At 60.7% G+C, this 24,506-nt stretch carries 22 protein-coding genes; 13 read left to right on the plus strand and 9 right to left on the minus strand.

Features of this window, described 5'->3' with window-relative positions; genetic code table 11:
* Window positions 1-22: 22 nt before the first annotated feature.
* The 6 genes from JNB71_RS13505 to JNB71_RS13530 all read left to right on the plus strand — a co-directional run bounded on the left by JNB71_RS13505 (window position 23) and on the right by JNB71_RS13530 (window position 8,685).
* Complete coding sequence (locus JNB71_RS13505) at window positions 23-2,281, plus strand: glycosyltransferase family 2 protein (protein WP_220372334.1); 2,259 nt, start codon at window positions 23-25, stop codon at window positions 2,279-2,281.
* Window positions 2,278-3,120: a class I SAM-dependent methyltransferase gene (locus JNB71_RS13510; protein WP_220372335.1), complete on the plus strand. Its 843-nt coding sequence runs from the start codon at window positions 2,278-2,280 to the stop codon at window positions 3,118-3,120. The genes JNB71_RS13505 and JNB71_RS13510 overlap by 4 nt, the downstream gene beginning before the upstream one ends.
* A complete protein-coding gene (locus JNB71_RS13515; protein ID WP_220372336.1) occupies window positions 3,117-4,367 on the plus strand; it encodes a glycosyltransferase family 4 protein in 1,251 nt (416 codons plus the stop codon). Before JNB71_RS13510 ends, JNB71_RS13515 begins: the two co-directional genes overlap by 4 nt.
* A 9-nt stretch (window positions 4,368-4,376) precedes the next feature.
* Window positions 4,377-5,114, plus strand: coding sequence for a hypothetical protein (locus JNB71_RS13520; protein WP_220372337.1), 738 nt, complete (start codon window positions 4,377-4,379; stop codon window positions 5,112-5,114).
* Window positions 5,115-5,200: 86 nt separating this feature from the next.
* The gene (locus JNB71_RS13525) at window positions 5,201-7,369 is read left to right on the plus strand and encodes a glycosyltransferase family 2 protein (RefSeq protein ID WP_222857315.1); all 2,169 of its coding nucleotides are present in this window, start codon (window positions 5,201-5,203) and stop codon (window positions 7,367-7,369) included.
* Window positions 7,366-8,685, plus strand: coding sequence for a glycosyltransferase family 4 protein (locus JNB71_RS13530; protein WP_220372339.1), 1,320 nt, complete (start codon window positions 7,366-7,368; stop codon window positions 8,683-8,685). Before JNB71_RS13525 ends, JNB71_RS13530 begins: the two co-directional genes overlap by 4 nt.
* 184 nt (window positions 8,686-8,869) lie before the next feature.
* On the opposite strand, the gene JNB71_RS13535 is transcribed toward JNB71_RS13530, so the two are convergent.
* The 4 genes from JNB71_RS13535 to JNB71_RS13550 all read right to left on the minus strand — a co-directional run bounded on the left by JNB71_RS13535 (window position 8,870) and on the right by JNB71_RS13550 (window position 12,072).
* Window positions 8,870-9,871, minus strand: a complete 1,002-nt coding sequence (locus JNB71_RS13535) for a DUF3618 domain-containing protein (RefSeq protein ID WP_220372340.1) — start codon at window positions 9,869-9,871, stop codon at window positions 8,870-8,872.
* Window positions 9,871-10,287 carry a phage holin family protein gene (locus tag JNB71_RS13540; protein WP_220372341.1) on the minus strand — a complete coding sequence of 139 codons (417 nt, stop codon included), beginning with the start codon at window positions 10,285-10,287 and terminating at the stop codon, window positions 9,871-9,873. The genes JNB71_RS13535 and JNB71_RS13540 overlap by 1 nt, the downstream gene beginning before the upstream one ends.
* Window positions 10,280-10,861: a nutrient deprivation-induced protein gene (locus JNB71_RS13545; RefSeq protein WP_223215851.1), complete on the minus strand. Its 582-nt coding sequence runs from the start codon at window positions 10,859-10,861 to the stop codon at window positions 10,280-10,282. Before JNB71_RS13545 ends, JNB71_RS13540 begins: the two co-directional genes overlap by 8 nt.
* A 218-nt stretch (window positions 10,862-11,079) precedes the next feature.
* Window positions 11,080-12,072, minus strand: coding sequence for a YihY/virulence factor BrkB family protein (locus JNB71_RS13550; RefSeq protein WP_220372342.1), 993 nt, complete (start codon window positions 12,070-12,072; stop codon window positions 11,080-11,082).
* Between the two features lie 484 nt (window positions 12,073-12,556).
* Between JNB71_RS13550 and JNB71_RS13555 the strand changes: the two genes are divergently transcribed.
* Window positions 12,557-12,751, plus strand: coding sequence for a hypothetical protein (locus JNB71_RS13555; protein ID WP_220372343.1), 195 nt, complete (start codon window positions 12,557-12,559; stop codon window positions 12,749-12,751).
* 307 nt (window positions 12,752-13,058) lie between these two features.
* Here JNB71_RS13555 and kduD read toward each other — a convergent pair whose 3' ends face one another.
* The 3 genes from kduD to JNB71_RS13570 are packed head-to-tail and all read right to left on the minus strand — an operon-like array spanning window position 13,059 to window position 15,450.
* A complete protein-coding gene (gene kduD / locus JNB71_RS13560; RefSeq protein WP_220372344.1) occupies window positions 13,059-13,820 on the minus strand; it encodes a 2-dehydro-3-deoxy-D-gluconate 5-dehydrogenase KduD in 762 nt (253 codons plus the stop codon).
* The gene (gene kduI / locus JNB71_RS13565) at window positions 13,817-14,650 is read right to left on the minus strand and encodes a 5-dehydro-4-deoxy-D-glucuronate isomerase (protein WP_220372345.1); all 834 of its coding nucleotides are present in this window, start codon (window positions 14,648-14,650) and stop codon (window positions 13,817-13,819) included. Before kduI ends, kduD begins: the two co-directional genes overlap by 4 nt.
* A gap of 17 nt (window positions 14,651-14,667) precedes the next feature.
* The gene (locus JNB71_RS13570; RefSeq protein WP_220372346.1) at window positions 14,668-15,450 is read right to left on the minus strand and encodes a FadR/GntR family transcriptional regulator; all 783 of its coding nucleotides are present in this window, start codon (window positions 15,448-15,450) and stop codon (window positions 14,668-14,670) included.
* A gap of 503 nt (window positions 15,451-15,953) precedes the next feature.
* Here JNB71_RS13570 and JNB71_RS13575 point away from each other — a divergent pair.
* Both JNB71_RS13575 and JNB71_RS13580 read left to right on the plus strand, forming a co-directional pair.
* A complete protein-coding gene (locus tag JNB71_RS13575; RefSeq protein WP_220372347.1) occupies window positions 15,954-16,256 on the plus strand; it encodes a hypothetical protein in 303 nt (100 codons plus the stop codon).
* Window positions 16,253-16,699, plus strand: coding sequence for a hypothetical protein (locus JNB71_RS13580; RefSeq protein ID WP_220372348.1), 447 nt, complete (start codon window positions 16,253-16,255; stop codon window positions 16,697-16,699). Before JNB71_RS13575 ends, JNB71_RS13580 begins: the two co-directional genes overlap by 4 nt.
* 195 nt (window positions 16,700-16,894) lie before the next feature.
* Here the strand turns inward: JNB71_RS13580 and hemN are convergent, their stop codons facing one another.
* A complete protein-coding gene (gene hemN / locus JNB71_RS13585; RefSeq protein WP_220372349.1) occupies window positions 16,895-18,247 on the minus strand; it encodes an oxygen-independent coproporphyrinogen III oxidase in 1,353 nt (450 codons plus the stop codon).
* A gap of 354 nt (window positions 18,248-18,601) precedes the next feature.
* Window positions 18,602-18,928, minus strand: a complete 327-nt coding sequence (locus JNB71_RS13590; protein ID WP_220372350.1) for a GYD domain-containing protein — start codon at window positions 18,926-18,928, stop codon at window positions 18,602-18,604.
* Between the two features lie 709 nt (window positions 18,929-19,637).
* Here JNB71_RS13590 and JNB71_RS13595 point away from each other — a divergent pair.
* From JNB71_RS13595 to JNB71_RS13610, 4 genes are all read left to right on the plus strand, one after another.
* Window positions 19,638-20,147, plus strand: a complete 510-nt coding sequence (locus JNB71_RS13595) for a hypothetical protein (RefSeq protein WP_220372351.1) — start codon at window positions 19,638-19,640, stop codon at window positions 20,145-20,147.
* Window positions 20,148-20,352: 205 nt separating this feature from the next.
* On the plus strand, window positions 20,353-21,009 hold the full coding sequence (locus JNB71_RS13600; protein ID WP_220372921.1) for an ABC transporter ATP-binding protein: 657 nt from the start codon (window positions 20,353-20,355) through the stop codon (window positions 21,007-21,009).
* On the plus strand, window positions 21,009-23,420 hold the full coding sequence (locus JNB71_RS13605) for an ABC transporter permease (RefSeq protein WP_220372352.1): 2,412 nt from the start codon (window positions 21,009-21,011) through the stop codon (window positions 23,418-23,420). Before JNB71_RS13600 ends, JNB71_RS13605 begins: the two co-directional genes overlap by 1 nt.
* Entirely contained in the window at window positions 23,410-24,483 is a 1,074-nt protein-coding gene (locus tag JNB71_RS13610; protein ID WP_220372353.1) for a lipocalin-like domain-containing protein, read from the plus strand. Before JNB71_RS13605 ends, JNB71_RS13610 begins: the two co-directional genes overlap by 11 nt.
* Window positions 24,484-24,506: the final 23 nt, after the last annotated feature.

The following is a 24,506-nucleotide window of genomic DNA, read 5'->3' on the forward strand; positions in this document are numbered from 1 at the left end:
ATTCGATTCAGAAGGATAGCGTGTGACGTTCGACGATGCGATAGACGCCACTGGCGTTTTCAGGAGCGCAAGGATCTTTCGGCTCGGCACAGAGCTTGCCGTCCTTGTCTGGGACCTCCCCGCAGCCCTCCCCGCCGCCACAAGGTGCCTGTTGTCCATGGACCAGTCGCCGATACCGCTTGTCAGCATGATGCTTCCGCTTGCCAATGGACGCCAACGCATGTTCTGGGCGATGCGGCCAGGAAAGCAGCCGGCGACTGTGGGCATTTGCACCGAAGACGGCGACACGTTCGATACCATCGTAATGCAGCCTGCGCGCGCGCTAGCGCCTCTCGATGTGGAGGCCTTGTTCGCCAATCTTGCGCCAGAAGCCCGTATCAAATTCGTCAACAACCTACTGACTGTGTGGCGAAGCGCCTTCCGCATTGCCGGCGATCAGCTTTTCAGCATGGTGGTTGAAGACGCCCTTCACGCGCTCGTACCTGAACCGCAGGCCGCCAGCATCGTGTGCCCGGTAGCGCAAGGGTGCCACTTAATCGAGACGGCCATCAATCCGGATCTGGGCGAGATCACAGCGATCTATGCGATCGGGCCGGCTTCGATCACACGCATGGCCGTAAGGCCGGTTATCGGACGCAACGCGAAACACAGCCTGCACTCGTGTCATTTCATCGCGGAGGCGCCTTTCCCTTCCACTCCCTTTCTGATCGTCCTCGTGAGCAAGAACGGCATCGCCATCCGCCAGGTTGTCGACGGCAAGCCTCGCCATCCCAGCCTCCAGAGGTGGTGGGACAAGAACCGTGCGGCGGAGGAACTGCGCGAAATGATCGTCCGGCGACTCGCGACGTTGCCGCAAAGCGGAGCCGCCACGGCGATCGACCTCCAAGTCCGCGCACCACTGGCAACAAGCAGGATCGCCAAGTCGTCCATGCACCCGTCCGGGGAGGTCGATCTCGCCCTGGCGCTCGATGACGGTCTGCTGGCTGGCGGCTGGTTCCATGCGCCATCAACCGTGTTCGCCGGCATCGACTACGTCAAAGAGGACGGCACGGCGGTGCCGCTCGACGCAAACAGCTACGAATTTCCCGCGTGGGCGCAAGGCAAGGATGCGAAGAGCAAGACCGATGTGACCGGTTTCATTGCGTGGGTCCCGCTGGCGGAATCCCCCGGGCCGCTTCTGCAGCCACGATTTCAGATGCGCCTTGCCTCGGGAGCGGTGAGGCCTCTTGTACCGAAGCCACAGGCTTTCGAGCCGACTATACAACGAAACCACATCCTGCGCGCCGTGCCACCGCAACATGCCGTCGACCGCGCTTTCCGTACAATCCTTGCTCCCGCCTTGCAGGACGTAGAGCGGCGACTGGGCAAAGCGATAGAGGTCGACAGCACAAAGGACTACAGCCCGTCGGAAACCACACCCCTCGTTTCGATCGTCGTGCCCCTCTACAAGGTGCTTGATTTCCTGCGCTTCCAGTTGTCGGGAATGGCCACCGACCCGTGGCTCGTCGCCAATGCGGAGATCATCTTCGTCCTTGATTCACCGGAAATCCAGGATGAGACGGAGCACCTTCTGGGTGGCTTGCACCTGCTGCACGGGCTACCGATGAAGTTGGTGGTCATGAATCGCAACGGAGGCTATGCCCGTGCTTGCAATGCCGGCGCACGTTTTGCACGCGGCGCCATACTGGTGATGCTCAATTCGGATGTCGTGCCGTGCGCGCCAGGCTGGCTCCGGGTCCTGTCGCGTCAGTTGTTGGAAAGGCAGGACCTTGGGGCCATCGGACCGAAGCTGATTTTCGAAGACGGATCGCTGCAGCATGCCGGGCTCTACTTCGCCCGCGACCAGCGCGGGGTCTGGTTGAACCACCACTTCCACAAGGGGATGCCCGGCGACTACGCGCCGGCGCAACGCGCCCGCAACGTTCCTGGCGTCACCGGCGCTTGCCTCGTGACCCGCAGGAACACCTACGAGCGCGTTGGCGGTTACACCGAGGACTACGTGATCGGCGACTACGAGGACAGCGACCTGTGCCTCAAGATCCGCCGCCTTGGGCTCCAGATAGCCTATGAGCCGGCAGCGTGCCTCTATCATTTCGAGCGTCGCTCGATCCGCCGCAGCCAGGACTACATGCGCGGCGTTGCGAGCCAATATAATTCATGGCTGCACACGCAGCGTTGGGAGGACGACATCACCGAACTGATGGCCAGCAGCCAGTTCGGTAGCGACCCGGATCGCCCTTCGGCAGCGGGTAGAAACGTCGAGGAAAGGAACGCAGCATGACGCAAGCGGCACTCATGCAGCCCCCCGCGCCGCCCCCCCGGCTGATCGATGAGGACCGTGTTCGGTGGTTGATCGAATCCGTTCGGGGCAATCGTTTTCTGCCGCAACCGGATTCGACCAATGTCTTCGTGGGAGACGGTGATTTTCGCGCGATAGGAGCGGAGTTTCTCGGTCACTTTATTCGCATCGGCGGCCTGCGCGAAGACAGCCGCGTGCTCGACATTGGTTGTGGCATTGGCCGGATGGCCGTGCCGCTCACGCAGTATCTCGACCCCCAAGCGAGCCGCTACGACGGCATCGATCCAGTTGAGGGCGGCATTGGCTGGTGTCAGCGGACGATCACGCCCGCTTACCCCAATTTCGCCTTCCAGCGACTGGACGTCGCGCACGAACTCTACAATCCGAGCGGCAAGATCAGCGGGAAGGCCTTGGCCCTGCCCTTTCCGGATTCCCATTTCGACTTCGTCATAATGACGTCCGTAGTCACTCATCTGCCGCCTGCGGAGGTGCTTGTCTACCTCTCGGAGGTCCGCAGAGTCCTGTCACCCCGGGGCCGCCTGTTCATGACTGCGTTCGTCATCGACGGGATCGCTGCGGCAAACGAAAACAGGCGGCGCGATCCGCGTCTCGCGTTCCACCGCTATGGCGAAAGCCCATTCTGGTTCGTACCAAACCAGCCACCGCTTGCCGCGATCGGCTTCGAAGACGGCTTTCTGGACAAAGCGCTCGAACGGGCTGGCCTCTCAGTCGCTCTGAAATCGCTTGGCCACTGGCGCGGTACCGATGCCGGGCACCATCAGGACTTCATCGTGGCCAAGCGTCGGGGAAATGGGCGATGAGCAAGCGCATTCTGGTGGCCGCCCACAACCATCCGTCCCTCCACCCGGGAGGAACGGAGATCTTCGCTCATGACTTGTTTCGTGCCTACCAGCGCGCAGGACACGAGGCCTTGTTTCTCGGTGCCACGAACCAGATCCATCGCGAGGCCAGGCCGGGCACGAGCTTTCAGGGCATCGGTCCGGCAGGAGACGAGGTCCTGCTGTGGTCGGGGCACTTCGACCGCTTCTTCATGAGCCAGATCGACCTTTACGGCGTGGTGCCGGATATAGCGGAGTTGCTGCGCGATTTCCGACCGGATGTGGTCCACCTCCACCACCTGCTGCTGCTTGGCGCCGAGTTCCCGCACATTGTCCGCCGCACCCTGCCGGACTGCCAGATCGTCATGACGCTCCATGACTACTACCCCATCTGCCATCACGACGGCCTGATGGTGCGCACCGGCAGCAAGGAGCTTTGTCACCAAGCAAGCCCGGACCGCTGCCATGGCTGCTTCAAGGACATTCCGCTCGATCGCTTTGCCTTGCGCGAACGCCACCTGAAGGCCCTGCTAAGCACCGTCGACCACTTCGTCGCGCCAAGTGCCTTTTTGCGAGAGCGCTTCGTGCAATGGGGGCTGGACGAAGATGCGATCAGCGTCATTCCCAATGGTATCCCCATCCGAAATGCTGGCGCGCGAAGGGAGCTGCTCGATGGCGGGCGGCCCGTCTTCGGATATTTCGGAAATCTCAACCCCTGGAAAGGGGTGACTATATTGCTCGACGCTGCGCGCCAGCTACTGGCCGATGGCCTGGAATTCGAGCTTCGCGTCCATGGCGGCGCGCCCTTCCAGAGTCAGGCTTTTGTCGACGAGATCGATCGCCGCTTCGCAGAAACGGCAACATCTGTGCAGCCCCGCGGCCCCTATCGGCGCGAAGATATAGGTGATCTGGTGGCCTCGGTCGACTGCACCATCGTTCCTTCCGTCTGGTGGGAGAACGCGCCGCTGGTCATTCAGGAAGCCCAGGCTCAGGGCCGGCCGGTCATTGCCAGCAACATCGGGGGAATGGCTGAAATGGTCGAGCACGGTGTCACCGGCCTAACTGTTCCACCAAACGATGCACGAGCGCTCGCCGCCGCGATGCGTAGCATATTGGAAGCGCCCGACCTGCTGCGCCAGTTCTCCAAAAACGCGCGCAAACCCGACGACATCGACACGACCGCCCGCCGCTATCTCAAGCAGATCGAACCCGCGCAGGTTCAGGCATAGGAGAACACCATGGCTAATCCCGCTGAAAGACCGGATGCCGCATCCGAACAGGACAATGCCAAGCCGATGAACGGCCGGGTGGATGCCATCGACATGGGTCGGATCTTCGGCTGGGCATTCGACCCGATGGCGCCGGATCAGCGGCTGACCATCCGTGTGCTTCTGGATTCAAAGGTGATTGCCGAGGCGGTTGCCGATCGCAATCGTCCCGACTTGCGGCGCAACGGTATCGGCGATGGCAAGCACGCATTTGAAATCGCCCTGCCCGAACCCGTCCAGTCGCGGGCGAGCGATCTAGTCGTCGTGGCGCGAAATGGAAGTGGTTCCGAGCAAGCCTTGCGCGTTCCACAGCCAGATGAGCAGGCGGCCGAAGCTCTTATCGCCGCGCCGCTGACGAAAGTGCTGGACAAGCTCGACGTATTGATGGCAGCGCAGCGGCAGTTGCAGGTCTCACAGCGCTCGGTGCAGCGCACGTCACAAATCGATGCCGACAAGTCCGAGACCGAGACCATCGGACTGACCAGTATCAGCGACGCGGTCGACAGCCTCAGGGTGGATATCAGCCAAAGGCTCAATGATCTCGATGTCCATCTGATGCGGCTGGATGGGGTGGTGGCAGGAATGGAGAAGAGCATGAATTCCTTGCAGAAACGTGCGAACGGCGAGTTGAAGCCGCTGCTGCTGCTGCTGTTCGTTCTTGTGGGATTTACCGCGGGCGCAGGCCTTGCGCTGATTGCCAGGATCTGATGCAGGAAGGTTACGCCGTGCTGGTTACAGAACAATCCTCCCCGGTTATCGGCCCCGCAGCAGGCAAGCAAAGGGCGAGCAGGGCGATGCGCTCTGGAAGGGTTCTGGGCTGCCGCGTTGACGAGACAACTTTGCTGATCATCGGCCTCGGTCGTGTCATGGCCGGCGAAGTGGTGGTCGGCGTCGACGGGGATCAAGCGGGCACGCGACGCGCGTTTGTCTCGCAATGGCGACTGGCCGCGCCCTCACCACGGGCCAAGCACGGCTTCGCGGCACTCCTGCCGACAGGGGCCACGGACCGGGGCATGACCACGATACGGTTCGGTGAGGATGAGACGGGCGCAGGCTACATCTTTGCGCCCCGACTTGCCTCTGCGGAGGAAGCAGCCGCGCTCGTGACCGAGTCCGCAGGATCTCAGTCGGCCGCGGTCATTGACCGTCTCGTGGACGTTCTGATGGTCGGCAACGTTAATCGTCGCAGGCTTCTGACCATCACGACCCTTTTGCAGGCTGCCGACGCAAGTGATGGTTTCGTCGAGTTGATCGGTGAAAGCCATGACCGCACGACGTTCCTGCAGGGCTGGAGCCGCAGCATGGTGCCCGGACCTTGTCGGGTGTCCTTGGTAGGCAACGCGAGACCGGTGGTCGAGGAGTGCGGCATCGCGGTTTTTCCCCGCCCGGACGCTCCCGATAGCGCCTCAGGTTTTGTTGGTCTGCTCGAGGCCAATCAGGCTGGCCGCGCTCTCGACATTGAAGGCCTGGTCTATCGAGGGCGCGCCGGCTGGAGGTATGCCGCGGTCCACCCGCGAAGGCGCATCGCCGGACCGCTGGAAACGCCCGAACACATCCGGTCGCTCCTGCTGCGCTCACACGGCGCGCCAGACGTGCTCATGTCCCTGCGAGCGGCCGCCAACAGCTTTGACGGCAAAGAAACCGTCTCCAGCCTGCCTTATCCCGTCCGGATGGGGACAGACCACACCTTTGAGGCCGATGGAGGAAATCTCCTCGTCTCCGGCTGGCTTTACGACCCCGACGACCACGTTGCCGCGGTAAGACTGCGTCGAGGCGGTGCTGGTACTCGTGTCGACGAACGCTGGACGCGGCTCGATCGTCCCGATGTCGCGGACAGTTTCAACGACCAGCAGCACTTGGTGTCGAGCCTGCGGAGCGAACAGCATGCGCACGGCTTCATCTGCCACGCCAGATTGCCCAGCGAAGATTCTGGTGCCCCTCTCTACTTCGAACTGACGCTGCGCGATTCCCGCCGTGCATTTTTGCCGGTGAAACCAACGCGGGTTTCGGCGCGCCTGGCGGCATTGCGCCACATCGGCTCCATCGATCCCGCCGACTGTGCGTTGCCGGCGATCATCGATACACAAATTGTCCCATTCCTCAGCGAAACCGGAAGGTCGGCGCCGGTCATTGACGCGATCCTGGATACTGAACCCTTCGATCAGGAAAGCAGCCCGCCGATCGTCATTGGCACCGGGGAGACGGAGGAGCACATTTCCCCGCTGCTGGCCTTGCTTGCGCTCGATCCGGAGACCCGGCGCGCGCCGATCGTGATTGTCATGCCTGCCGAGCGCTATCGCAGGCAGGCTGCCCGCCTCGGTGAACTCGCGCGCTTCTATCGGCTTTCGGTCAGGCTGGTTTCGGCGAAGGGTACGGCCGACTGCTACGACGTGCTGAAAGCCGGCACGCAAGCACTTTCCTGTGAAACTGTCGTGTCGCTTTCCGCCTCACTGATCCCGCAGGGGCCGGGTTGGTACGGCAAGCTCGTGGCCACGAGCGCGACCCTGAAAGGAAGCATCATCTCGCCCGTCCAAGCTTACGAGGACCATTCCATTCGCTGGGCGGGAAACTGGATCGACGAAGACAACCGCGACCAACCCGTCGTGGGCCGCTATACTGGATATCCGCTCAAGGCAGTTGCCGACATGACGCTGACCCGTATCGCGGCAGCCTCGCTCGAGTGCTGCGTCATGCCCCGCGACGCCCTGTTGCGCGCGGGCGGCTTTTCCGGCGGCTATCTGGGCACGCAGGAAAAGGGCCTGGATCTCGGCCTCCGCCTCAGCCGGTCCGGCATCGACTCCTACTTGCTGCCATCGGTGCAGATGTGGGGCTGCGACGACGCATGCGACCGTGACGGTCCGGCGATGGCGGCTCTTGTGGAGGAGATCGATCGAAAGATCTTCAAGAGCCAATGGACGCCTGTCCTCGCGACGGAACAGCACTCAGAAGAGAGGCCCGCATGAACGAGAAGCTTCGCGTCCTTGTCGTCTCGCATGCCCACCCGACAATCTCGCTCGGCGGAGCGGAAATCGCGTCTCACAACCTGCATCTTGGCTTGAAGGCATTACCGAACGTGGAATCGGCTTACCTGGCCCGGGTCGGCCATCCAGTACCACGGCACGCCGCCTCCGCGCTGATGAGCCTTCGCCTTGCCGAAGACGAGCTACTGTTCCACACGGACGACTACGACCACTTCCTTTTGTCCAACGGCGACACACAGGCGATCAGTCGGGACCTGTTGCGTTTCGCGCGCGATCTCAGGCCCCATGTCGTGCATTTCCATCATGTTCTCGGCATCGGCCTCGAAGCGCTCTACGCCCTTAGAGAAGCATTTCCGCACGCAGCCATACTCGTCACTTTCCACGAATATCTGGCGATCTGCCACAATCACGGGCAAATGGTGAAACGGCCTTCCGGCCAGCTCTGCGAAGCAGCCTCCCCCGCCGCCTGCCACGGCTGCTTTCCAGAAATCCCCGTCTCGCGCTTCTTCAAGCGGGAGATGTTTGCGCGCGGGATGCTTGGCCTTGCAGACGCCTTCGTCTCCCCGAGCCGCTTTCTGGCCGAGCGCTATGTCAAATGGGGCATTGAAGAGGACAAGTTCCGCGTCATCGAAAACGGGATCACCATGGAAGCAGCTGTGCCCCCGCGAGAGTTGCAAGGTCCCAACCCGCGCCGCAACCGCTTTGCCTATTTCGGCCAGATGACCCCGTTCAAGGGGGTCGATGTCCTGATCGACGCTGTTTCGCGCATCCCGAAGGAGATATGGGGTGAAGACTCCTGCTTGATGATCTTCGGCGGCAACCTCGAGCGACAGCCGATCGAATTCCAGGAACGGATGAAGAAGCTCATCGCCGACGCCGGCGACCGCGTCCGATTCTACGGCGCCTACCAGAATGCGGACATGCCACGCCTGATGCGTTCGGTCGACTGGGTGGTTTTGCCGTCCGTCTGGTGGGAAAACTCGCCCGTCGTAATCCAGGAGGCCCTGCTCCATGGCAGGCCGATGATCTGCTCCGACATCGGCGGGATGGCCGAGAAGGTGCGTGACGGAAAGGACGGCCTGCACTTCCGCGCAGGCAGCAGTCAGGATCTTGCTGACCGTATCGTCGAAGTATTGGGTGACACCCAAATCTGGGAGCGGCTACGCGTCTCCATGCGACAACCCGCCGACCGCCTCGGCTGCGCGCGCGAACACCTCAAGCTCTATCGCGCGCTGCTGCGGCGGAAACTCGATGCCGCCATGGCCGAGAGCCCGGTGCGTGTCTCGCACTCGCTTTAACGACGCTCGTCTTGACGAACGCTTGGCCAGCTTGACACAATTGTGTTTCGGAAAATCCTTCGTCATTGCGACGCAAGGCCGGCGCCAAGCCCGGCCGACGAGACTGGCGCAGACGTACAATCGCAGTTGCGGCATCCTCTTGAACACCCTCTCCGTTCTTTTCTCGTGAACGCGATCGAGCTTGCTAGCGATGATCCCCCCCAATATCCCGGCTGTGTTCTACCTCCTGCATTACCCGATCCTTGGCGGCATCATGAACATCTGACGCCACAGCCATTGCCTTTTCAAAAGCTTCTGAAGCAGCCTCCTTGCCCTGATCAAATGCGTCCACAGCCTGGGTCGTCACGTCTTTTTTCAATTTGTCAGAGGATTCTCCCAGTGCGCTGTCTTCCTGTTCGGTGGGAGGAAGGGCCGCGCCTATTGCCGCGCCAACTGCAAACGCCAATGCCCCTCCCACGAGCGGTTGATTGCGGAAGTGGGTGAGAATTGTGCGATTGAGGTCGTCGACACGGTGCTGAATTGTCGCGGCAGCGGCTCCGGAACCTTGAGAGATCGAGCTTGCGAGGCTCGAGGCCTTTTCGCCAGCTTCGCCAACAGCCTCCTTGACGCTCGACCAGGCTTGCGAACCCCATCCTGTAGCCTGATCAAGGATCTTCCCCGTCTCGTCGAGTATACGTTCGATATGTCTTCCACCAGCATCAACGAAGCCGCGATACATATTGCCGGCCTCATCCACGAAGTGCCCCGCACGACGACCCTCGGCATCCGTCAGGGCCTTGAACTGCCGACCGGTTTCATCGGTGAACCGGCTGTATCTCGCCCCATCTTCGAGCACGGCCGGACCGACCCGGCGAACGTCGCCTTTTGCGGGATAGAGTGGATATGCATCGGCGCGCTCGGAGGTCGACGTGTTCAGCGACGATGACGTATCCCCCTGCTTTGCCATAAGCCAGGCAAGGCTGACGCCCATCAATGCAACGGGTAGCGGGTTCGACTTTATCGCCCGGCCAAGATTGCTCACATATTCTCCGCCCCCGCTTGCCTTTGCGTAGGCAAGCACTTCGTCCAGCATTTGCCCCGGCGACATTCGGTCCTGAATTGCGCCGATACGTTCCTCAATTCGCTGGCGATCGACATCTATTTCTCTCTGGATGTCGGCGGAGGTTTTTTCGACAGGATGGTCCATCACATCTTCTCCTTGACGACGTTCATGTCACGGCGCAGAGATGCGGTCGTCCGATCCAGATTCAAGCTGGATCCTCGCAATACCGCGAGGCCCCGCGCGACCAGCGCCCAGGCAACCACGGCGACAAGCAAGCCAACCATCACTGCCGCGGCTGCGTCGGCGTTCACCTCGGTCATCCCCTGATTGACCATGACTGCGGCAAGGACGCCGACAAGCGCACCGAGCAGAACGCCAATCGCGCCAATTGCCAGGACAACACCTGCGAGCAGCACTTCAATGCCGCCGATCGCTTTTGAAAGCTTCTCCGAAACCTCGGTTTTCGCAAGGTCTATCTCTTTGCGAAGCAATCCCGTGACATCGGAAAGCAGGCCGGTCACAAGTTGAGAAAGTGGTGCATCGTCATTTGGCTTAACCATTGATTTGTCCTCCCGTCGCGATCCCGGAAGCTCGGCCGGACTGAGTGTCCGATGGGACCATCGTCGGCCCGGTCACATCCATCTCCGGTCCGGAGCCGCGCTTCGCAGAGGCCATGAGAAACCGACTGGCAGCGAAGCCCGCGATTGCCGCGACACCGAGAAAGGCGAGCGGCTGTCTGCGCCCGAAATCTTCGGCCATGCCGGCAACCTCGCCAATGTCCCGATCTTCGATCTCCCTGGCGAACCTTTGAATGCTACCGCCAATCTGCCTGGCATATCGGCCGACTTGGGGCTGCTCGCCGTGTTCAAGTTCGGCGCCGACTTTTTCGAGTGCGCTGGCGATTCCCTGGGCTTGGCGCGCGGCGAAGTTCGTCTGTGTTGAAACCGACTCCTTCACCTTTGCGACCGCTGCTTCAGCGCCGTCGTTGATCATACCCCGAGCTGCATCAAGGTCGTCAGCGACCTTGTCTTTAAGTTCGCTGAAGCCCACCGTTGTAGCAGCGGCGGGGTCGTCTGAAGTGCTGTTTCTGTTATCAGGGGGCTGTGTCCCGCCGGCGGGAAAATCCTGAGACATCGTGTCTACCTCCACTTAATTAGCGGCCACTAACTTAGCTGGCAGAACTTGCACGTGGAGGAATTGTTCCCGAAGCGAGATCAAGGGCGGATGAGAAGAGCGCATCTGTTGAGGCGGGGAGGAATGTACCCACCGCAGCGCATTCATTCAGCTTTGCCTGTGCTTTCGGCGACCGGCAACGCTCCTGGAGTCGATGCCGCCAACTTCAGGCATAGGCGTCAGTCCACCGGCGGCCCGATCGTGTCCGCGACATATGCCCCCCGTTCGCCCATTGGCAAGGGTGCTCCGGTCGTCGTATCGCGCGCCGTCTGGTGCTCCAGTTCGGCGTTCAGCTCCGCTCCGACGATCAGTGCGATGACCGAGATCCAGGTCCAAACCATGAAGCCGATTAATGCGCCCAACGCCCCATAGGTCGCCTGATAGTCGGCAAATGTCTCGAGATAATAGGAGAACAGTATGGAGCCCGCCAGCCAAAGAAGGGTACTGAACACGGCTCCCCAACTCAGCCACCGGAACTTCGCGGGCTCCCTGCTTGGGCCGTAGTGATAGATCAGGCTGATCCCTCCGGCGACCAGGATCAGCAGGACTGGCCACCGCAGGAAGCGAATTAGGGTTTCCTGCCAACCGTCCAGCCATACGTAGGCAAGTACCGCCGGAACACCTCCAATCGCCGCGATCAGAATTGCGGCGAAGATCAGCGCTCCGAGCGTTAAGGTCAGGGAGATCAGGTTCAGTCGTACGATACCTCTTTTTTCGGCCTCGCCGTAGGCAACGTTCATCGCATCGAAGGTCGCCTTCATCCCGTTGTTCGCGCTCCAGATCGCTATTGCCAACCCCATCACAAAGCTAATGCTTAGCGAAGATGCCTTCTGTTGGACAAGCGCGTTGAGCTGGTTAAGGATGATGTCGAATGCCCCGGGCGGAAGTATATCGGAGATGAACTCGATCTGTTTCGCCATCGTGCTCGGGTCCGCTATGAGTCCATAGAGCGAAACAAGCGCGCCGAGAGCGGGAAAGAGTGAAAGCAGAATATAGAACGTCACTCCCGCGGCGATCAGCGTAACCCGGTCCTCGCTCACTTCGCTCACCAATCGCCAGAATACGTCCCTGAACCCTTTGGCCGGGATCTCATGTGGTTTTTCCGCGTCCCGCCCCCTGGCCCGGTCTTCTTCGGAAGCCACTCCAGAAATGTTCTTGTCATCGACGTCCATTGTCTCGGCCTCCTTCACAAACGGTTATAGCGCCATTGGCGGGCGTTGCACCGCGGCCACGGTCACGAACCTGTTGCAGTCAACGATGGAGCACGGGCCGAGTTCCAAGGGGTGCTCGAGTGATTGATCTTCGAGCCGCGGATCTTCGCGGCGGCCGCGGCCACTTCGCCAGGACCTTGGAATTATCGCGTCAACTGCAATTATGAACGGTGCAACGCGGCCGTTCTCATTGGCGGCCGCCTGTCGCACCTTCGGCATGCGGAACGGACGCGGCCAAAAGAATTCGTTCGGACAGGTGCCGGTGCTTGCGGATGGTGCCTCCGCAGGCTACTGGGCTGGGCTATCCCACCCGTGAAAGTGAACGGTCCGGCTCAAAGGAACAAATTAGGTCATCCTCACGTTTCTGACCGACAGCAGGGTACTGGGACGGCGCCAGAATCGGCGCCCGAACCGTATCACCTTCAGGCTCATGTTAGGATGACCCATGCGTAACCTCAGGTACAGCGCAAGGAAAAATGACAGAGACGAGTACTGGTCCGTAATCGATATCTTCACCGGACAGCCGACCTTTTATAAAAACATCCAGCTCGACTGTCTGGACTTCGATGAAGTCGATGACATGGTCGATTGCCTCAACTACCTGAACAGCCGACGCATGGGCACCCTCAAGCAACCTTAAGCTAGGGCCACATTCTGGTTGCCAGGAAAGCCGGTCGACAGCCTGCGATAAGAATGGTTAGATGATTTGTTTCCTGGGCATGGCGAAGCCTTTGCGGCGCCTGGTCCGAGCGTTGAAACGTCGATGACCGAGGTCAGCTCATCCAACCTCGAACGTTCCCATTAAGTCCGCTTGGACGAGGATAGGCTTCCCGTCGACCATCATCAGTTCAGCCGTGTAGCCCAAGATTCGGCGCAGATTTCCGTCGGGCGTCTTGTCCCAGACGCCTCGGATGCGCGCACGAAAATATCGGCACTTTGAACGGTGATCACCTCGCCAGCCATCCGCCGTCTACGGGAAGGATGACACCATGCATGTAGTTCGATGCCCGGGCGAGCAGAAAGACTGCCGCATCGCCAATGTCATCAGACACGCCCCAGCGCCCGGCCGGAATGCGCTCGAGGATGGCCTTGCTCCTGCCCGGATCGTTGCGTAGCGCTTCGGTGTTGTTGGTTTCGATATAGCCGGGAGCAATGGCATTCACGTTGACGCCACTGGCTGCCCACTCGTTGGCGAGCAGGCGCGTGATGCCGAGCACGCCGTGCTTCGACGCGGTGTAGGACGCTACCCGGATACCGCCCTGCAAAGACAGAAGCGAGGCGATATTGACGATGCGGCCGGGGCGTTGCGTCTCGATGCAATTACGGCCATAGGCCTGGCAGAGAAAGAACATCGACCGCAGATTGACGTCCATGACGTCATCCCAGTCATCTTCGGTAAAATCGATCGCATCGGCGCGGCGGATAATCCCGGCATTGTTGACCAGTCCGTCGAGCGGAGCGGACGCCATCAGTTCATTGAGCAGGGAAACCGCGGCTCCGCAATCGGCGATGTCCGCCATTGCCGGCAGGAAGCTCGCGCCCTGAGCCTCGACAAGCCGCGCCGTCTCGTCCATGGCCGAGCGGCCAATGCCGATCACGGTGCCGCCGGCGCGAGCGACGGCAACGGCGATACCTTGCCCGATGCCCGTATTGGCCCCGGTCACTGCGATGCGCTTCCCGGCAAGGCTGAAGGCGGAAAGATCACTCATCGCATGTCTCCGATCGCAACGGCATCGACGTCTGTATAGTCGACATTATCGCCTGCCATGGCCCAGATGAAGGCATAGTTGGAAGTACCGCAACCCGAATGGATCGACCAGCCCGGCGACAGGACCGCCTCATCGTTCGCCATCACGATATGCCGCGTCTCCGAAGGTTCGCCCATGAAGTGGAAGACGCGGGCGTTGTCTGCGAGGTCGAAGTAGAGATAGGCCTCCATGCGGCGGTCATGCACATGGGCGGGCATGGTGTTCCACACCGACCCCTTTGCAAGCTGCGTCATGCCGACAACGATCTGGCAGGTTTCGATCGTGGAGGTGAACTGGAATATGGAGCGCTCGTTCGACGTCTCCTGGCTTCCGAGATCGAGACGCTTGGCGTTGTCGAGCGTAATCAGCCGAGTCGGGTACTTGCGATGGGCGGGTGCCGACAGGAAGTAGAATTTCGCGGGCGCTGCGGCGCTCTGCGAGGTGAAGGCCACCTCCTCGCCCAGGCCGACGTAGAGCATATCGCGCGTGCCGAGCGCATGGGCGCCGTCGCCCACGGCGACGTCACCCGGGCCGCCAATATTGACGACCACAAGCTCCCGGCGCTCAAGGAAGGATTTCGTGCCGACCGGCTTGATAGTCTCGAGCTTGAGCGGACCATCGGTGGGAACAGCACCGCCGACGATCATGCGATCGTAGTGCGTGTAGGTGAGATTTATCCGTCCCGGTTCGAAGAGATTGCCGATGTGAAAATTGTGACGCAGTTCATCCGTACTCATTGCAGCGGTGGCGAAGGGGTCGATCGCGAAACGGGTAGTATATTCAATTGTCATGTCACTTCTTCCATCGTTCAAAATGTTCGGATGCGAGCGGGTGGCGAAGCCTGTAGGGTATAATCTGCCTGCTGGCCCGAAAGGCGCTTGCGGTAGCGTTCCTGAGCGGCAGCCAGATGCGCGCGCATGGCATCACGCGCGCCATCGGGATCACCAGCAGAGATTGCCTGCAGAATGCGCAGATGTTCGCGTTGCAGGCCGCGGAGATATTCTTGGGAAAGAACCTCGACGGAATACAAGGGGGAATTCGGATCGCATGGAATGGTGCGGTCACCCAAGGCGTCCAGGATCTCGACGTAAAACGGGTTGTTGGTTGCTGAAGCGATCTCCCGATGAAAGGCGAAATCAGCTTTGCCTGTCGGCTCGGCCAGCTTCAGCAGATGTTCGAACTCGAAGAATGCCTCCTGGATACGGGCCTCTTGCGAGGGGCTGCGCCGCTGGGCAGCGAGGCCCGCGCTCTCGATCTCGACGCCCATGCGGACCTCAAGCACATTGACCGCCTGGCTGATGCGGTTACCCATATCCGCGGTGAAGGCGCTAATCTTGCGCGTCGGATGATCCAGCACGAAGACCCCTGCGCCATGTCTGGCTTCCACGAGATTGTCGGCCGCAAGAGCCGCAACGGCTTCGCGAACAACCGTCCGGCTGACACCAAACATTTCCGTCATACGATGCTCTGTCGGCAACCTTTCCCCAACGTCGAAATCGCCGGCGAGAATTCGCGCCCGCAAGGCTTGCGCGACGTTCTCGAAGAGCTTCGGCTTGCGCTCGACCCTCATATCAGATGGATTTCCACCCATATGGATCTCCTGTTTAACAACGCTCGGCAGCCAGAGAGAGTGCCGGAATATATGTGACCAGCTGCAGCACAACGATACCAGCGCCTAAAAAGGCCAGATCGACGCATGGCTTCCCACACCGACAGCTTGCCGACGGCACGGGCAACGAAATGCACGCCGCGACCCGTGGCGTATTCTTCGGCTGCCCGATGACTAGGGCGGAAAATAGATCATGTCAACATACCAAAATAGACCAGTTGTATGATCATTCGCGCGTTGAGGGCTTTTGAGCGCTCGGGCAGTGATGCCTCCATGCCGAGTGGGAGGAGCCATGACGGATCATCTTGGAGCGCCCGCTGCGCGCCGGGCCAGCAGAAACTCTGCCCGCCGATGTCGCTCGTCCAACCTGGGCGGAACATTCATGCGCGCCAGTGGTTACGAACGCGGTGATACGGTTTCGAGTGCGCAGAAGGTGGTGGAGGCTACGCCGGCCAGGCCGCGACGGCGGAGACTGAGAAGACACGATGGACGACCTCACCCAGGAGTTGGACATGACGGATGACGAGATTGCAACGGACAACCGGATCGAAGAGGCAACACCGCTCGTTGATGAAGCGCTAGCAGCGACCGACCGGAAAGCGCACAATCAGGAGGAGCTCAGCGCGCTGCGAGCAGAAGTCGCGCGGTTGCAGGATTCGCTGCGCGAAGCGGCCTCGGGAGCTGGGCGTCTGGCGATCAAAGAGTTTCGCCGCAAGGCACAGGCGAAGCCAATCATGGCCGCGATAGCCGCGGGCTTTCTGGGCTTTTTGTACGGGATTACACGATGAGCTCCACAGGTAATCGAAACGAAGAGAAGCATGTTGACCCTGGAACCAGCCCCACAGAATTCGGTCAGTCTGTTGAGAGCCGGGCCCAAATCCGCGACTCGACGACCGCAGCGGGCAATGAACGCGAACTTCTGAATATCTATCGCCTCGTTCCCATAGCGCAAGCCGACGATCCCCGGTGGGACAACTCGCCGTGTCAGGGTGAAGTGGTGGTCGCCGCGCGAACACCAGGCGATGCGCGCATCGTTGCCGCCGAACGTGAGCTCGATTTCATGGAAATTGACTCAGCTCCCGCCGAGGATGTGACCACAAGAAACGCGAGCGCGTTCAGGTCGGAAAAGCTCTACACCGTCATTGAGGTGGCGCATTCGCGACCAGATCTCACACGTGGGGTCCTCAAGGGCAACATCAGCGTCGACACCATCAAGCCCGTCCAGATCTGAGGGTCCCGGGCTGTGTGCTCGGTGTTCAACCCTGCGAGCGATCAATCGCCGCGCAGGCCGCGAGGCGACGATTGTTGCGGCGAAGGTTCTGCACCGATCCCTCGTTCCAACAGCGAAAAAAGCTGATGTAGAGCCGGCGGCCAGGGCGATTGCGTCAGCCGAGAGGCCAGCAATCGGCAGCTTACAGGGACGGCTTCAGGCGGCTTTGCTGAAGGTTCGTCCTTCCCTGCCAAGATAGGCGTCGAAAGCCGCAGCGACGGACCGGACGATGAAGCGATATTGCTCGTTCACACGAACTGCACCTCCTGCCATGAGAACAAGACCGTCGCCAAGCAGCTCGTCCAGCTTCGGGTTGTTTTCGAGGACAAGCCCGGGATCGAAGCCATGCCTTGCGGCGATCGCCGCGACATCGACGGAGAAATCACACATGACCCGCTCAATAAGTTCTGCCCGGAACCGGTCTTCAGGTGTCAGATGATATCCCTTGGCGATGGCAAGCTCGCCAGCGGCAACGCGGTCGGCATAGAGCCCCGTGGGTACTTCGTTCTGGGCATAGCCTTGCGCAAATTTTCCGATCGCCGAGGCACCAAGGCCGATGAGCGCGGTGCAATCGTCCGTGGTGTAACCCTGGAAATTACGATGGAGTCGGCCGCTCATCCGCGCCACCGAGAGTTCGTCATCCAGCAAGGCGAAGTGATCCAGTCCTATCCTTGCGTATCCGGCGGCAACGAGTGCCTTCGCGATGGCTTGCTGCTGCTCACCTCGCGCATGCGCATCCGGCAATACGGCTTCGTCGATCATCCGCTGATGTTTCTTGAAGGCCGGGATATGGGCATAGCCGAACACGGCAAACCGGTCCGGACGCATGGCAATCGCCGCCTCGACCGTTGCGACGCAGGAATCGACCGTTTGATGAGGCAGCCCGTAAATCAGGTCGAAATTCAGACGTGTAACACCTGCATCTCTCAGACGCTCCACTGCCAGCGCGGAAACCTCGAGGCTTTGAATGCGGTTGATCGCTTTCTGGACGACCGGGTCGAAGCTCTGCACGCCAAGGCTTGCGCGCGTGACACCCGCCTGGCCAAGAGCAGCGGCCATCTCGCCAGACAGGGTTCGCGGGTCGATTTCAACCGCCGTATTGAGTGCCGGCGCACATCCGAGCTTGCTTCGGATGGCGTCCATCAGCGCGATGAATTCGCCGGGTTGAATAATCGTCGGCGTACCGCCGCCAAAATGGATTTCTCCGACCGAGAGGCTCTGGTTGCGTAACTGTGCAACCAGTTCGATCTCACGATGCAGAACATCGAGATAATCCAGGATCGGCCGATCGCGTTGGGTGATTGTCGTGTGGCAGCCGCAGTACCAGCACATCGAGCGGCAGAACGGAATATGAAGATAGAGCGACGTGGGCTCGCCGGTGGGAATGGATGCGATCCAGTCGGCATAGATCGTCTTGTCGGGCATCGCGGCAAAGTGCGGAGCTGTCGGATAGCTGGTGTAACGAGGCAGACGCGCCTCGCCGTATTTTTCCATGATTGCCTGGGCCATCGGGCTCTCTTTGCTGTTCATCGTGCCGCAAACCTAAGACACGGCCGCCTACCGGTCTTTGAGCGAGGTCAATGAAATTTCCGCATTTGCGACGATTGTTTGCCCGCAAGCAAATTGGCACCCGCCTTGCGTTGCTCTTTGGCTGCGAGGTCAGCGGGGCGCTTCTTTGCAACCCAGGCGGCTCCGGTGGTGGAAGGCGTGAAACACGCTCACACCCTCGAACGCACCGGTCTTGGATCCGTAGTCCCCGCCCTCGAAAACGGCGGACCATCCTCCACGGAAACGCCGGTAGCATCAGCGACCACTTGAGAATTTTCGATCGGCGGCTTTTATCCATGAAGGAAGTGGCTGCGCCTATGCTGCCGGTGGACGATAGCGAATGGACTTTGCCTTTCCCAGGGCGTCCATCGTATCCTCCACCGTCAGCAGGACAGTGGTCTCAAAAGAGCTGAGCGCACCTCCGGCGCCAATAGCAACCGCGACAGCCGCCATCGATACGTTGTCAGCAGCTTCCCATAAATTCCAACCATCATGCTCGCCAAAGGCGTACCAGAACCCGTGAAGCTTGCCGCCCACGGATTCAATGTAGGTACGTGCCGCCTCTCGACGATCCTCGGGCTTTTCGATCATGCGTGCCCAAGTCTCGGGCGTGTAGCTGAAACGCGTGAGATACATGGCCATGGTTTGCCTCCTCCTTCAGAACAAACCAGTTAACGCTCAAGCCCGGGAGAACGCGAGTCATATCTGCGCGTGCCGTTGGGAAGCCACGCGCGAACGGATCGGATGGTTTCGCAAGCGCGCCGCCCTTGTCGACCGTGCGATGGTAAACTGTGGATTCGAGCGATGCGCTCCCCCCATAGGCCCGCCGGATCAGCCATAGGTCCTATCCACGGATGGACTTTGGTCTGACGGTTTGCGGCATAGGTCGCATGCCTTTTTAAGCGGGAACGAAACCCTATTTTCATGGTTGGAGACTTGCCGCCTCCCCCGAAGCGGCTCATGTGAATGCCCCTTCTCCTGGCCCGCTGCGATCCCGCAACGGGCCACCTTTTTGGGACGCTGCACGACCGGTCGATTGCGAGGAACATGATCACCTTGCCCTCGCACAAGCGGCACAGCCCGAAATTTTCCTCGCTCCGGAACAATTGGTGGCGGACTTTGGTTCATGCTGGCCAGGACGGTGGACGGATCAGTTGTGCGGCTCACGAATCAGCCGGGGCCAAGGCAGCAAGATCGTCCATGTGAAGCAGCTTGCAGTCACATCCGGGAGCCGGAGCCCTTCTGACCGAGACAACCAACCAGGCCGTGCGTACGACGGACGTGTTCCGCAGCCTCAGCGCGCAGTGGCGATTCAGGCTGTTGGCTTCCACCTTAGCAAAGGCGAAGTCCAATGAAGACATCATGGATCCGTGCCGCGACCGTGGCCTTGATCGCTCTGCCCCACCCTGCCCTGGCCGACGAAGCCGGGTTCCTGCGGTCGCTGCGTGGTGCGTGGTCAGGCACGGGCACGGTCACATTGAGGATCGGGTCTTCCCCGCTGAATGTATTTTGCGATTTCAAAACCAACACCGCCGGCACATCGCTCGCGATGAGGGGCTCGTGCCGTGGCCTTGTGGTTGTGCACCGAACAGTTTCCGCGGACATTCAGGCCACCGGCCCAAGATATAGCGGAACTTATCTTGGGCCATCAGGAGTGCCGTCGAAGCTGTCCGGGACGCGCACCGGGAATTCAATCGCCCTTGCGATACGCTGGGGCCGTGAAATTAACGGCGACCGCTTCGCCAGGATGACAATCGAAAAGGTCGGCGGCAATCGCCTCAGGCTGCGTACCATCGACAGGGATCTCAAAACCGGAACGGACTTGGTGACGAGCGACATTCGATTGTCCCGATACCGCTAAGCGGCGCGCAATCGCCGCTGCCACTTGATGTCCGGTTCAAATTGTCGATTGTTCTCTTTCCACCAAGAAGTTCCCGAGGGGCCCGTTCGAAGATCTTGATGTGGCGTCGCTGGTCTTTGCTAAAAATTGCCCCCCAACACGGGTTACAAACCTCGTCCCCAAGCCTACATACATTCACGTCCCTGCATTGATCGATCTGTGCCTAATGCTTCTCTCTCTGCGAAACGTCAGCAAATCGTACACGACCGCCGAGGGACGACTCGACATCCTGAAGGCCATCGATTTCGATCTCGACGCCGGCGAGAGTGTCGCGCTGACGGGAGAGTCAGGAAGCGGCAAGAGCACGCTACTCCACCTCGCCGGCGGCCTTGACCATCCCGATACCGGGCAGATCCTTTCGGCCGGTCGGGATATCGCCGCACTGGATGATCGGGGAAGGGCCGAATATCGGCGTGCGGCGGTCGGGCTGGTGTTCCAACAGTTCAATCTGATTCCGTCGCTCGACGTCGCAGCCAACATTTCCTTTCATGCGAAGCTCGCCGGGCGGCACGACCGGGAGTGGGAAAGGGAGCTTGTGGGGCGGCTCGGGGTCGAGGCCCTTCTTTCTCGATACCCCGAGCAGTTGTCCGGAGGACAACAGCAGAGGGTGGCCATCGGCAGGACACTGGCCGCCCGGCCGCCCCTGGTTCTCGCCGACGAACCGACCGGAAATCTCGACGAATCGACCGGAGACGCCGTCATCGGCATCATGCTTTCGCTGACGAAGAGTGCCGGCGCCGCGCTGCTGATGGTGACGCATTCTTCAAGGTTGGCGCAGATGCTCGACCGCAAGGTTCATCTCAGTGGCGGAAAGATCGTCTGATGCTCTGGACCGCCGCTACGGCTCTCCTCTCGCATTGGCGTCGTCGACCCCTGCAACTCGCTACGCTTGTCCTCGGGCTCTCTCTGGCGACCGCGCTGTGGTCGGGGGTCCAGGCGATCAACGCGGAGGCCCGGGCGAGCTACGCGCGGGCTTCCTCGGTGCTTGATCAGAAGGAGTTGACGCAACTCGTGCCACGCCGCGGCGACTCCATCCCGCAAGGGACCTACACGAAATTGAGACGAGCCGGCTGGAATGTTTCTCCTGTTATCGAGGGTGACCATCGCATCGGAAACACGCGTGTGCGGCTGATCGGCATCGATCCGCTGACAATGCCGGCGAAAGCGGGCGGCTTCAAAACCGGAGACACAAGCAATCTCACCGCCTTCATGTCGCAGCCCGGCGTCCTCATCGTCTCGCAGGGGACGGCTCTGAAGCTCAAGGGTCAGACCCGGATGCAACTCCAGATTTCGCCGGATATGCCGGATGGAGCCGCATTCACGGATATAGGCATCGCCGAAAGCGTTCTTGACAGGCGGGGCGAACTGAGCCGGCTCCTTGTTGCTGTGGAACAACGCCCGGATCTGCCGTCGCTCGGCACGCTCGCACCCGAGATCGCACTGAGGGAGCCGGGAGATCGACCCGATGTCGCGCAACTCACCGATAGTTTTCACCTCAACCTGACCGCATTCGGGTTCCTCGCCTTTGTTGTCGGGCTTTTCATCGTCTACGCGACGGTCGGTCTTGCCTTCGAGCAGCGCCGAACGACCTTTCGGACCTTGCGCTCGCTCGGGCTCCCTCTGTCGTCGCTGACCCTGCTGCTGGTGGCGGAGCTTCTGGTGCTGGCGTTCGTTGCCGGGGTGGTCGGCGTGGGAATAGGATATATTGTCGCCTCCCTGTTGCTGCCGGACGTGGCGGCAACTCTGCAGGGCCTCTACGGAGCGAGCGTGCCATCGGCGCTGTCCATCCGGCCTTCATGGTGGGCAACCGGTCTCGCAATGGCGATTGCCGGAACGATCGTCTCGTCGGCTGAGAGCCTCTGGCGGGTCCGCAGCATGCCGTTGCTGACCGCAGCGCAGCCACGCGCCTGGTTACGTGCGACGACAGTCGGCATCCGGCTGCAACTTACGGTCGGCCTGCTATTGCTGATCATGTCAGGCGCTTTGGCCACGTTCGGGCACGGGCTGATGGCAGGGTTCGCTGTATTGGGATGTCTGCTGCTGGGGGCAGCCCTGATGCTTCCCGGGGTGCTGTCTGCTTGTCTTGCAGTCCTGCAGAAGCGCTCGTCGAGGGCACTCGTCACCTGGTTCTGGGCCGATACACGCCAGCAACTGCCGGGGCTCAGCCTGGCTCTTATGGCGCTCCTGCTCGCTTTGGCAGCCAATGTCGGCGTCGGCACGATGGTGTCCAGCTTCCGCATGACCTTCATCGGGTGGCTCGACCAGCGGCTCGCGGCAGAGCTTTATGTCATGGCGCGCGACGAAAGCGAGGCATCTCGGTTGCGGGCATGGCTGCCGGCCCGTTCGACATCGGTGCTTCCCATCTGGAGCGTGGCAGGCGAGGTGCTTGGCGAAAGGCTGGAGATCTTCGGCGCGGCGGCAGACGATCCCACTTACCGGGACAACTGGCCACTCCTGTCCGGTACTGTCGATGTGTGGGATCGTATTGCGGCAGGGCGGGGTGTCCTTGTCAACGAGCAGTTCTGGCGTCGGAAGGGTGTTGGTATTGGGACTGGTCTCGTATTACCCGGCGGATGGGAGGTGCCGATCGTCGGGGTCTATTCCGACTACGGCAATCCGAAAGGGCAGGTTATTGTGGGAATAGACGCGTTCGCCGCACACTACCCCCAAGTTTCGAAACTGCGATACGGCGTGCGTGTTCCGCCGGCTGATGCCGCGGGCTTGAAGGAGCGCCTGATATCCGAATTTGGCCTGCCGGCCCAGAACGTCATCGACCAAACCACCTTGAAACGGCAATCGCGCGCCGTCTTCGATCGGACATTTGTGGTGACCGGTGCGCTCAATGCCTTCACACTCGGCGTTGCGGGCTTTGCGATGTTTTCCAGCCTGCTGACTCTTTCGGGCATTCGGCTGCCTCAGCTTGCGCCTCTCTGGGCCATGGGGATCAGGCGGCGCGACCTCGCCTTGCTTGAAGTGCTGCGCACTCTGGCGCTCTGGCTCGCCACCTTCATTGCCGCCGTACCTGTCGGCCTGGCGCTGGCCTGGGTGCTGCTGTCAATTGTTAATGTCGAAGCCTTCGGCTGGCGTCTCCCGATGCGGATTTTCCCGAGGGATTGGTTAATCCTTGCGATAGTGGCTCTGTCGGCGGCGATCGTGTCCATCTTCGTGCCACTCAGACGCCTGGCAACGATCGCACCGTCGGATCTGCTGAGGGTGTTTGCCAATGAACGTTAGGCGTATCGTGGCGAGCGTGCTGACCGCAACCTTGGTTCTCGTCCTTCCGAAAGCCGGCATCCCGCAAGGGTTTGCCGGGCTTGGCTCGACCGCGGACAGTTTCGCCATCCCCCATCCAGGCGGTCGACTTGCGTTTCCCGCCGATCACGGTCCCCATCCCGATTTCCGGATCGAATGGTGGTACGCCACGGCGAACCTTCAGGCAGAGGACGGGACGGTATTCGGCGTTCAATGGACACTCTTTCGTTCGGCGCTTGCGCCGAGGACCGAGAGCGGTTGGTTGGACCCGCAGATCTGGATGGGCCATGCCGCGATTACCACGAAAGACAAGCATTTCGTAGCCGAACGGCTTGCCCGTGGAGGCGTCGGCCAGGCAGGTGTCGTGGCCGAGCCGTTTTTCGCCTGGATTGACGATTGGGAAATGAAGGGCCTACCACATTCGGGAGCCGATCAGCTCGACAAAGTCAGCTTGCGCGCGACCGGTAAGGATTTCAGCTACAGGCTCGAACTCTCGGCCAAGGGTCCCCTTGTGCTGCAGGGAGACCAGGGCTATTCGGTGAAATCGGCGGAGGGGCAGGCGAGTTACTATTATTCGCAACCTTTTTACGAAGTCTCCGGGTCGGTCGATATCGACGGCAAGGCTGTTCGCGTCCGCGGGAAGGCGTGGCTTGATCGGGAATGGTCCTCGCAGCCCCTGGCCAAGGACCAGACCGGGTGGGAGTGGTTTTCTCTCCATCTGAACTCCGGCGAGAAGCTGATGGCGTTTCGGCTTCGCAGCGCTCGCGGCGGCTACACATCCGCGAACTGGATTTCCCCGGCGGGTAATCCTACTCCCCTGCCAGTCGGATCACTGCAGATCACGCCAGTCCGCATTGCCCGTGTGGGGAACAAGGACATTCCAGTGGCCTGGCGCGTCCAGATCCCGGCACGCGGGTTCGACGTGACGACCAGGCCTTTGAATGACCAGGCATGGATGGCAACCACGACCCCATACTGGGAGGGACCAATTACATTCGAAGGAAGTGCAAAGGGGTCGGGCTACCTGGAAATGACAGGATACTAACCTTCATTGTCGACGGCTTATGG

Origin of the sequence: Rhizobium herbae (assembly GCF_019511375.1) — a bacterium.
GTDB classification, from domain to species: Bacteria; Pseudomonadota; Alphaproteobacteria; order Rhizobiales; family Rhizobiaceae; genus Pararhizobium; species Pararhizobium herbae_A.

What these genes read in the sequence shown, in the direction of transcription:
- JNB71_RS13600 (WP_220372921.1), top strand. Translation starts at nt 20,353, where the DNA reads ATGCTTCTCTCTCTGCGAAACGTCAGCAAATCGTACACGACCGCCGAG.
- JNB71_RS13605 (WP_220372352.1), top strand. Translation starts at nt 21,009, where the DNA reads ATGCTCTGGACCGCCGCTACGGCTCTCCTCTCGCATTGGCGTCGTCGA.
- JNB71_RS13535 (WP_220372340.1), bottom strand. Translation starts at nt 9,871, where the DNA reads ATGGACCATCCTGTCGAAAAAACCTCCGCCGACATCCAGAGAGAAATA.
- JNB71_RS13590 (WP_220372350.1), bottom strand. Translation starts at nt 18,928, where the DNA reads ATGGCCATGTATCTCACGCGTTTCAGCTACACGCCCGAGACTTGGGCA.
- JNB71_RS13575 (WP_220372347.1), top strand. Translation starts at nt 15,954, where the DNA reads ATGGACGACCTCACCCAGGAGTTGGACATGACGGATGACGAGATTGCA.
- JNB71_RS13510 (WP_220372335.1), top strand. Translation starts at nt 2,278, where the DNA reads ATGACGCAAGCGGCACTCATGCAGCCCCCCGCGCCGCCCCCCCGGCTG.
- JNB71_RS13515 (WP_220372336.1), top strand. Translation starts at nt 3,117, where the DNA reads ATGAGCAAGCGCATTCTGGTGGCCGCCCACAACCATCCGTCCCTCCAC.
- JNB71_RS13525 (WP_222857315.1), top strand. Translation starts at nt 5,201, where the DNA reads ATGCGCTCTGGAAGGGTTCTGGGCTGCCGCGTTGACGAGACAACTTTG.
- JNB71_RS13580 (WP_220372348.1), top strand. Translation starts at nt 16,253, where the DNA reads ATGAGCTCCACAGGTAATCGAAACGAAGAGAAGCATGTTGACCCTGGA.
- JNB71_RS13540 (WP_220372341.1), bottom strand. Translation starts at nt 10,287, where the DNA reads ATGGTTAAGCCAAATGACGATGCACCACTTTCTCAACTTGTGACCGGC.
- JNB71_RS13545 (WP_223215851.1), bottom strand. Translation starts at nt 10,861, where the DNA reads ATGTCTCAGGATTTTCCCGCCGGCGGGACACAGCCCCCTGATAACAGA.
- JNB71_RS13530 (WP_220372339.1), top strand. Translation starts at nt 7,366, where the DNA reads ATGAACGAGAAGCTTCGCGTCCTTGTCGTCTCGCATGCCCACCCGACA.
- JNB71_RS13520 (WP_220372337.1), top strand. Translation starts at nt 4,377, where the DNA reads ATGGCTAATCCCGCTGAAAGACCGGATGCCGCATCCGAACAGGACAAT.
- JNB71_RS13555 (WP_220372343.1), top strand. Translation starts at nt 12,557, where the DNA reads ATGCGTAACCTCAGGTACAGCGCAAGGAAAAATGACAGAGACGAGTAC.
- JNB71_RS13610 (WP_220372353.1), top strand. Translation starts at nt 23,410, where the DNA reads ATGAACGTTAGGCGTATCGTGGCGAGCGTGCTGACCGCAACCTTGGTT.
- kduI (WP_220372345.1), bottom strand. Translation starts at nt 14,650, where the DNA reads ATGACAATTGAATATACTACCCGTTTCGCGATCGACCCCTTCGCCACC.
- hemN (WP_220372349.1), bottom strand. Translation starts at nt 18,247, where the DNA reads ATGGCCCAGGCAATCATGGAAAAATACGGCGAGGCGCGTCTGCCTCGT.
- JNB71_RS13570 (WP_220372346.1), bottom strand. Translation starts at nt 15,450, where the DNA reads ATGGGTGGAAATCCATCTGATATGAGGGTCGAGCGCAAGCCGAAGCTC.
- JNB71_RS13595 (WP_220372351.1), top strand. Translation starts at nt 19,638, where the DNA reads ATGAAGACATCATGGATCCGTGCCGCGACCGTGGCCTTGATCGCTCTG.
- kduD (WP_220372344.1), bottom strand. Translation starts at nt 13,820, where the DNA reads ATGAGTGATCTTTCCGCCTTCAGCCTTGCCGGGAAGCGCATCGCAGTG.
- JNB71_RS13550 (WP_220372342.1), bottom strand. Translation starts at nt 12,072, where the DNA reads ATGGACGTCGATGACAAGAACATTTCTGGAGTGGCTTCCGAAGAAGAC.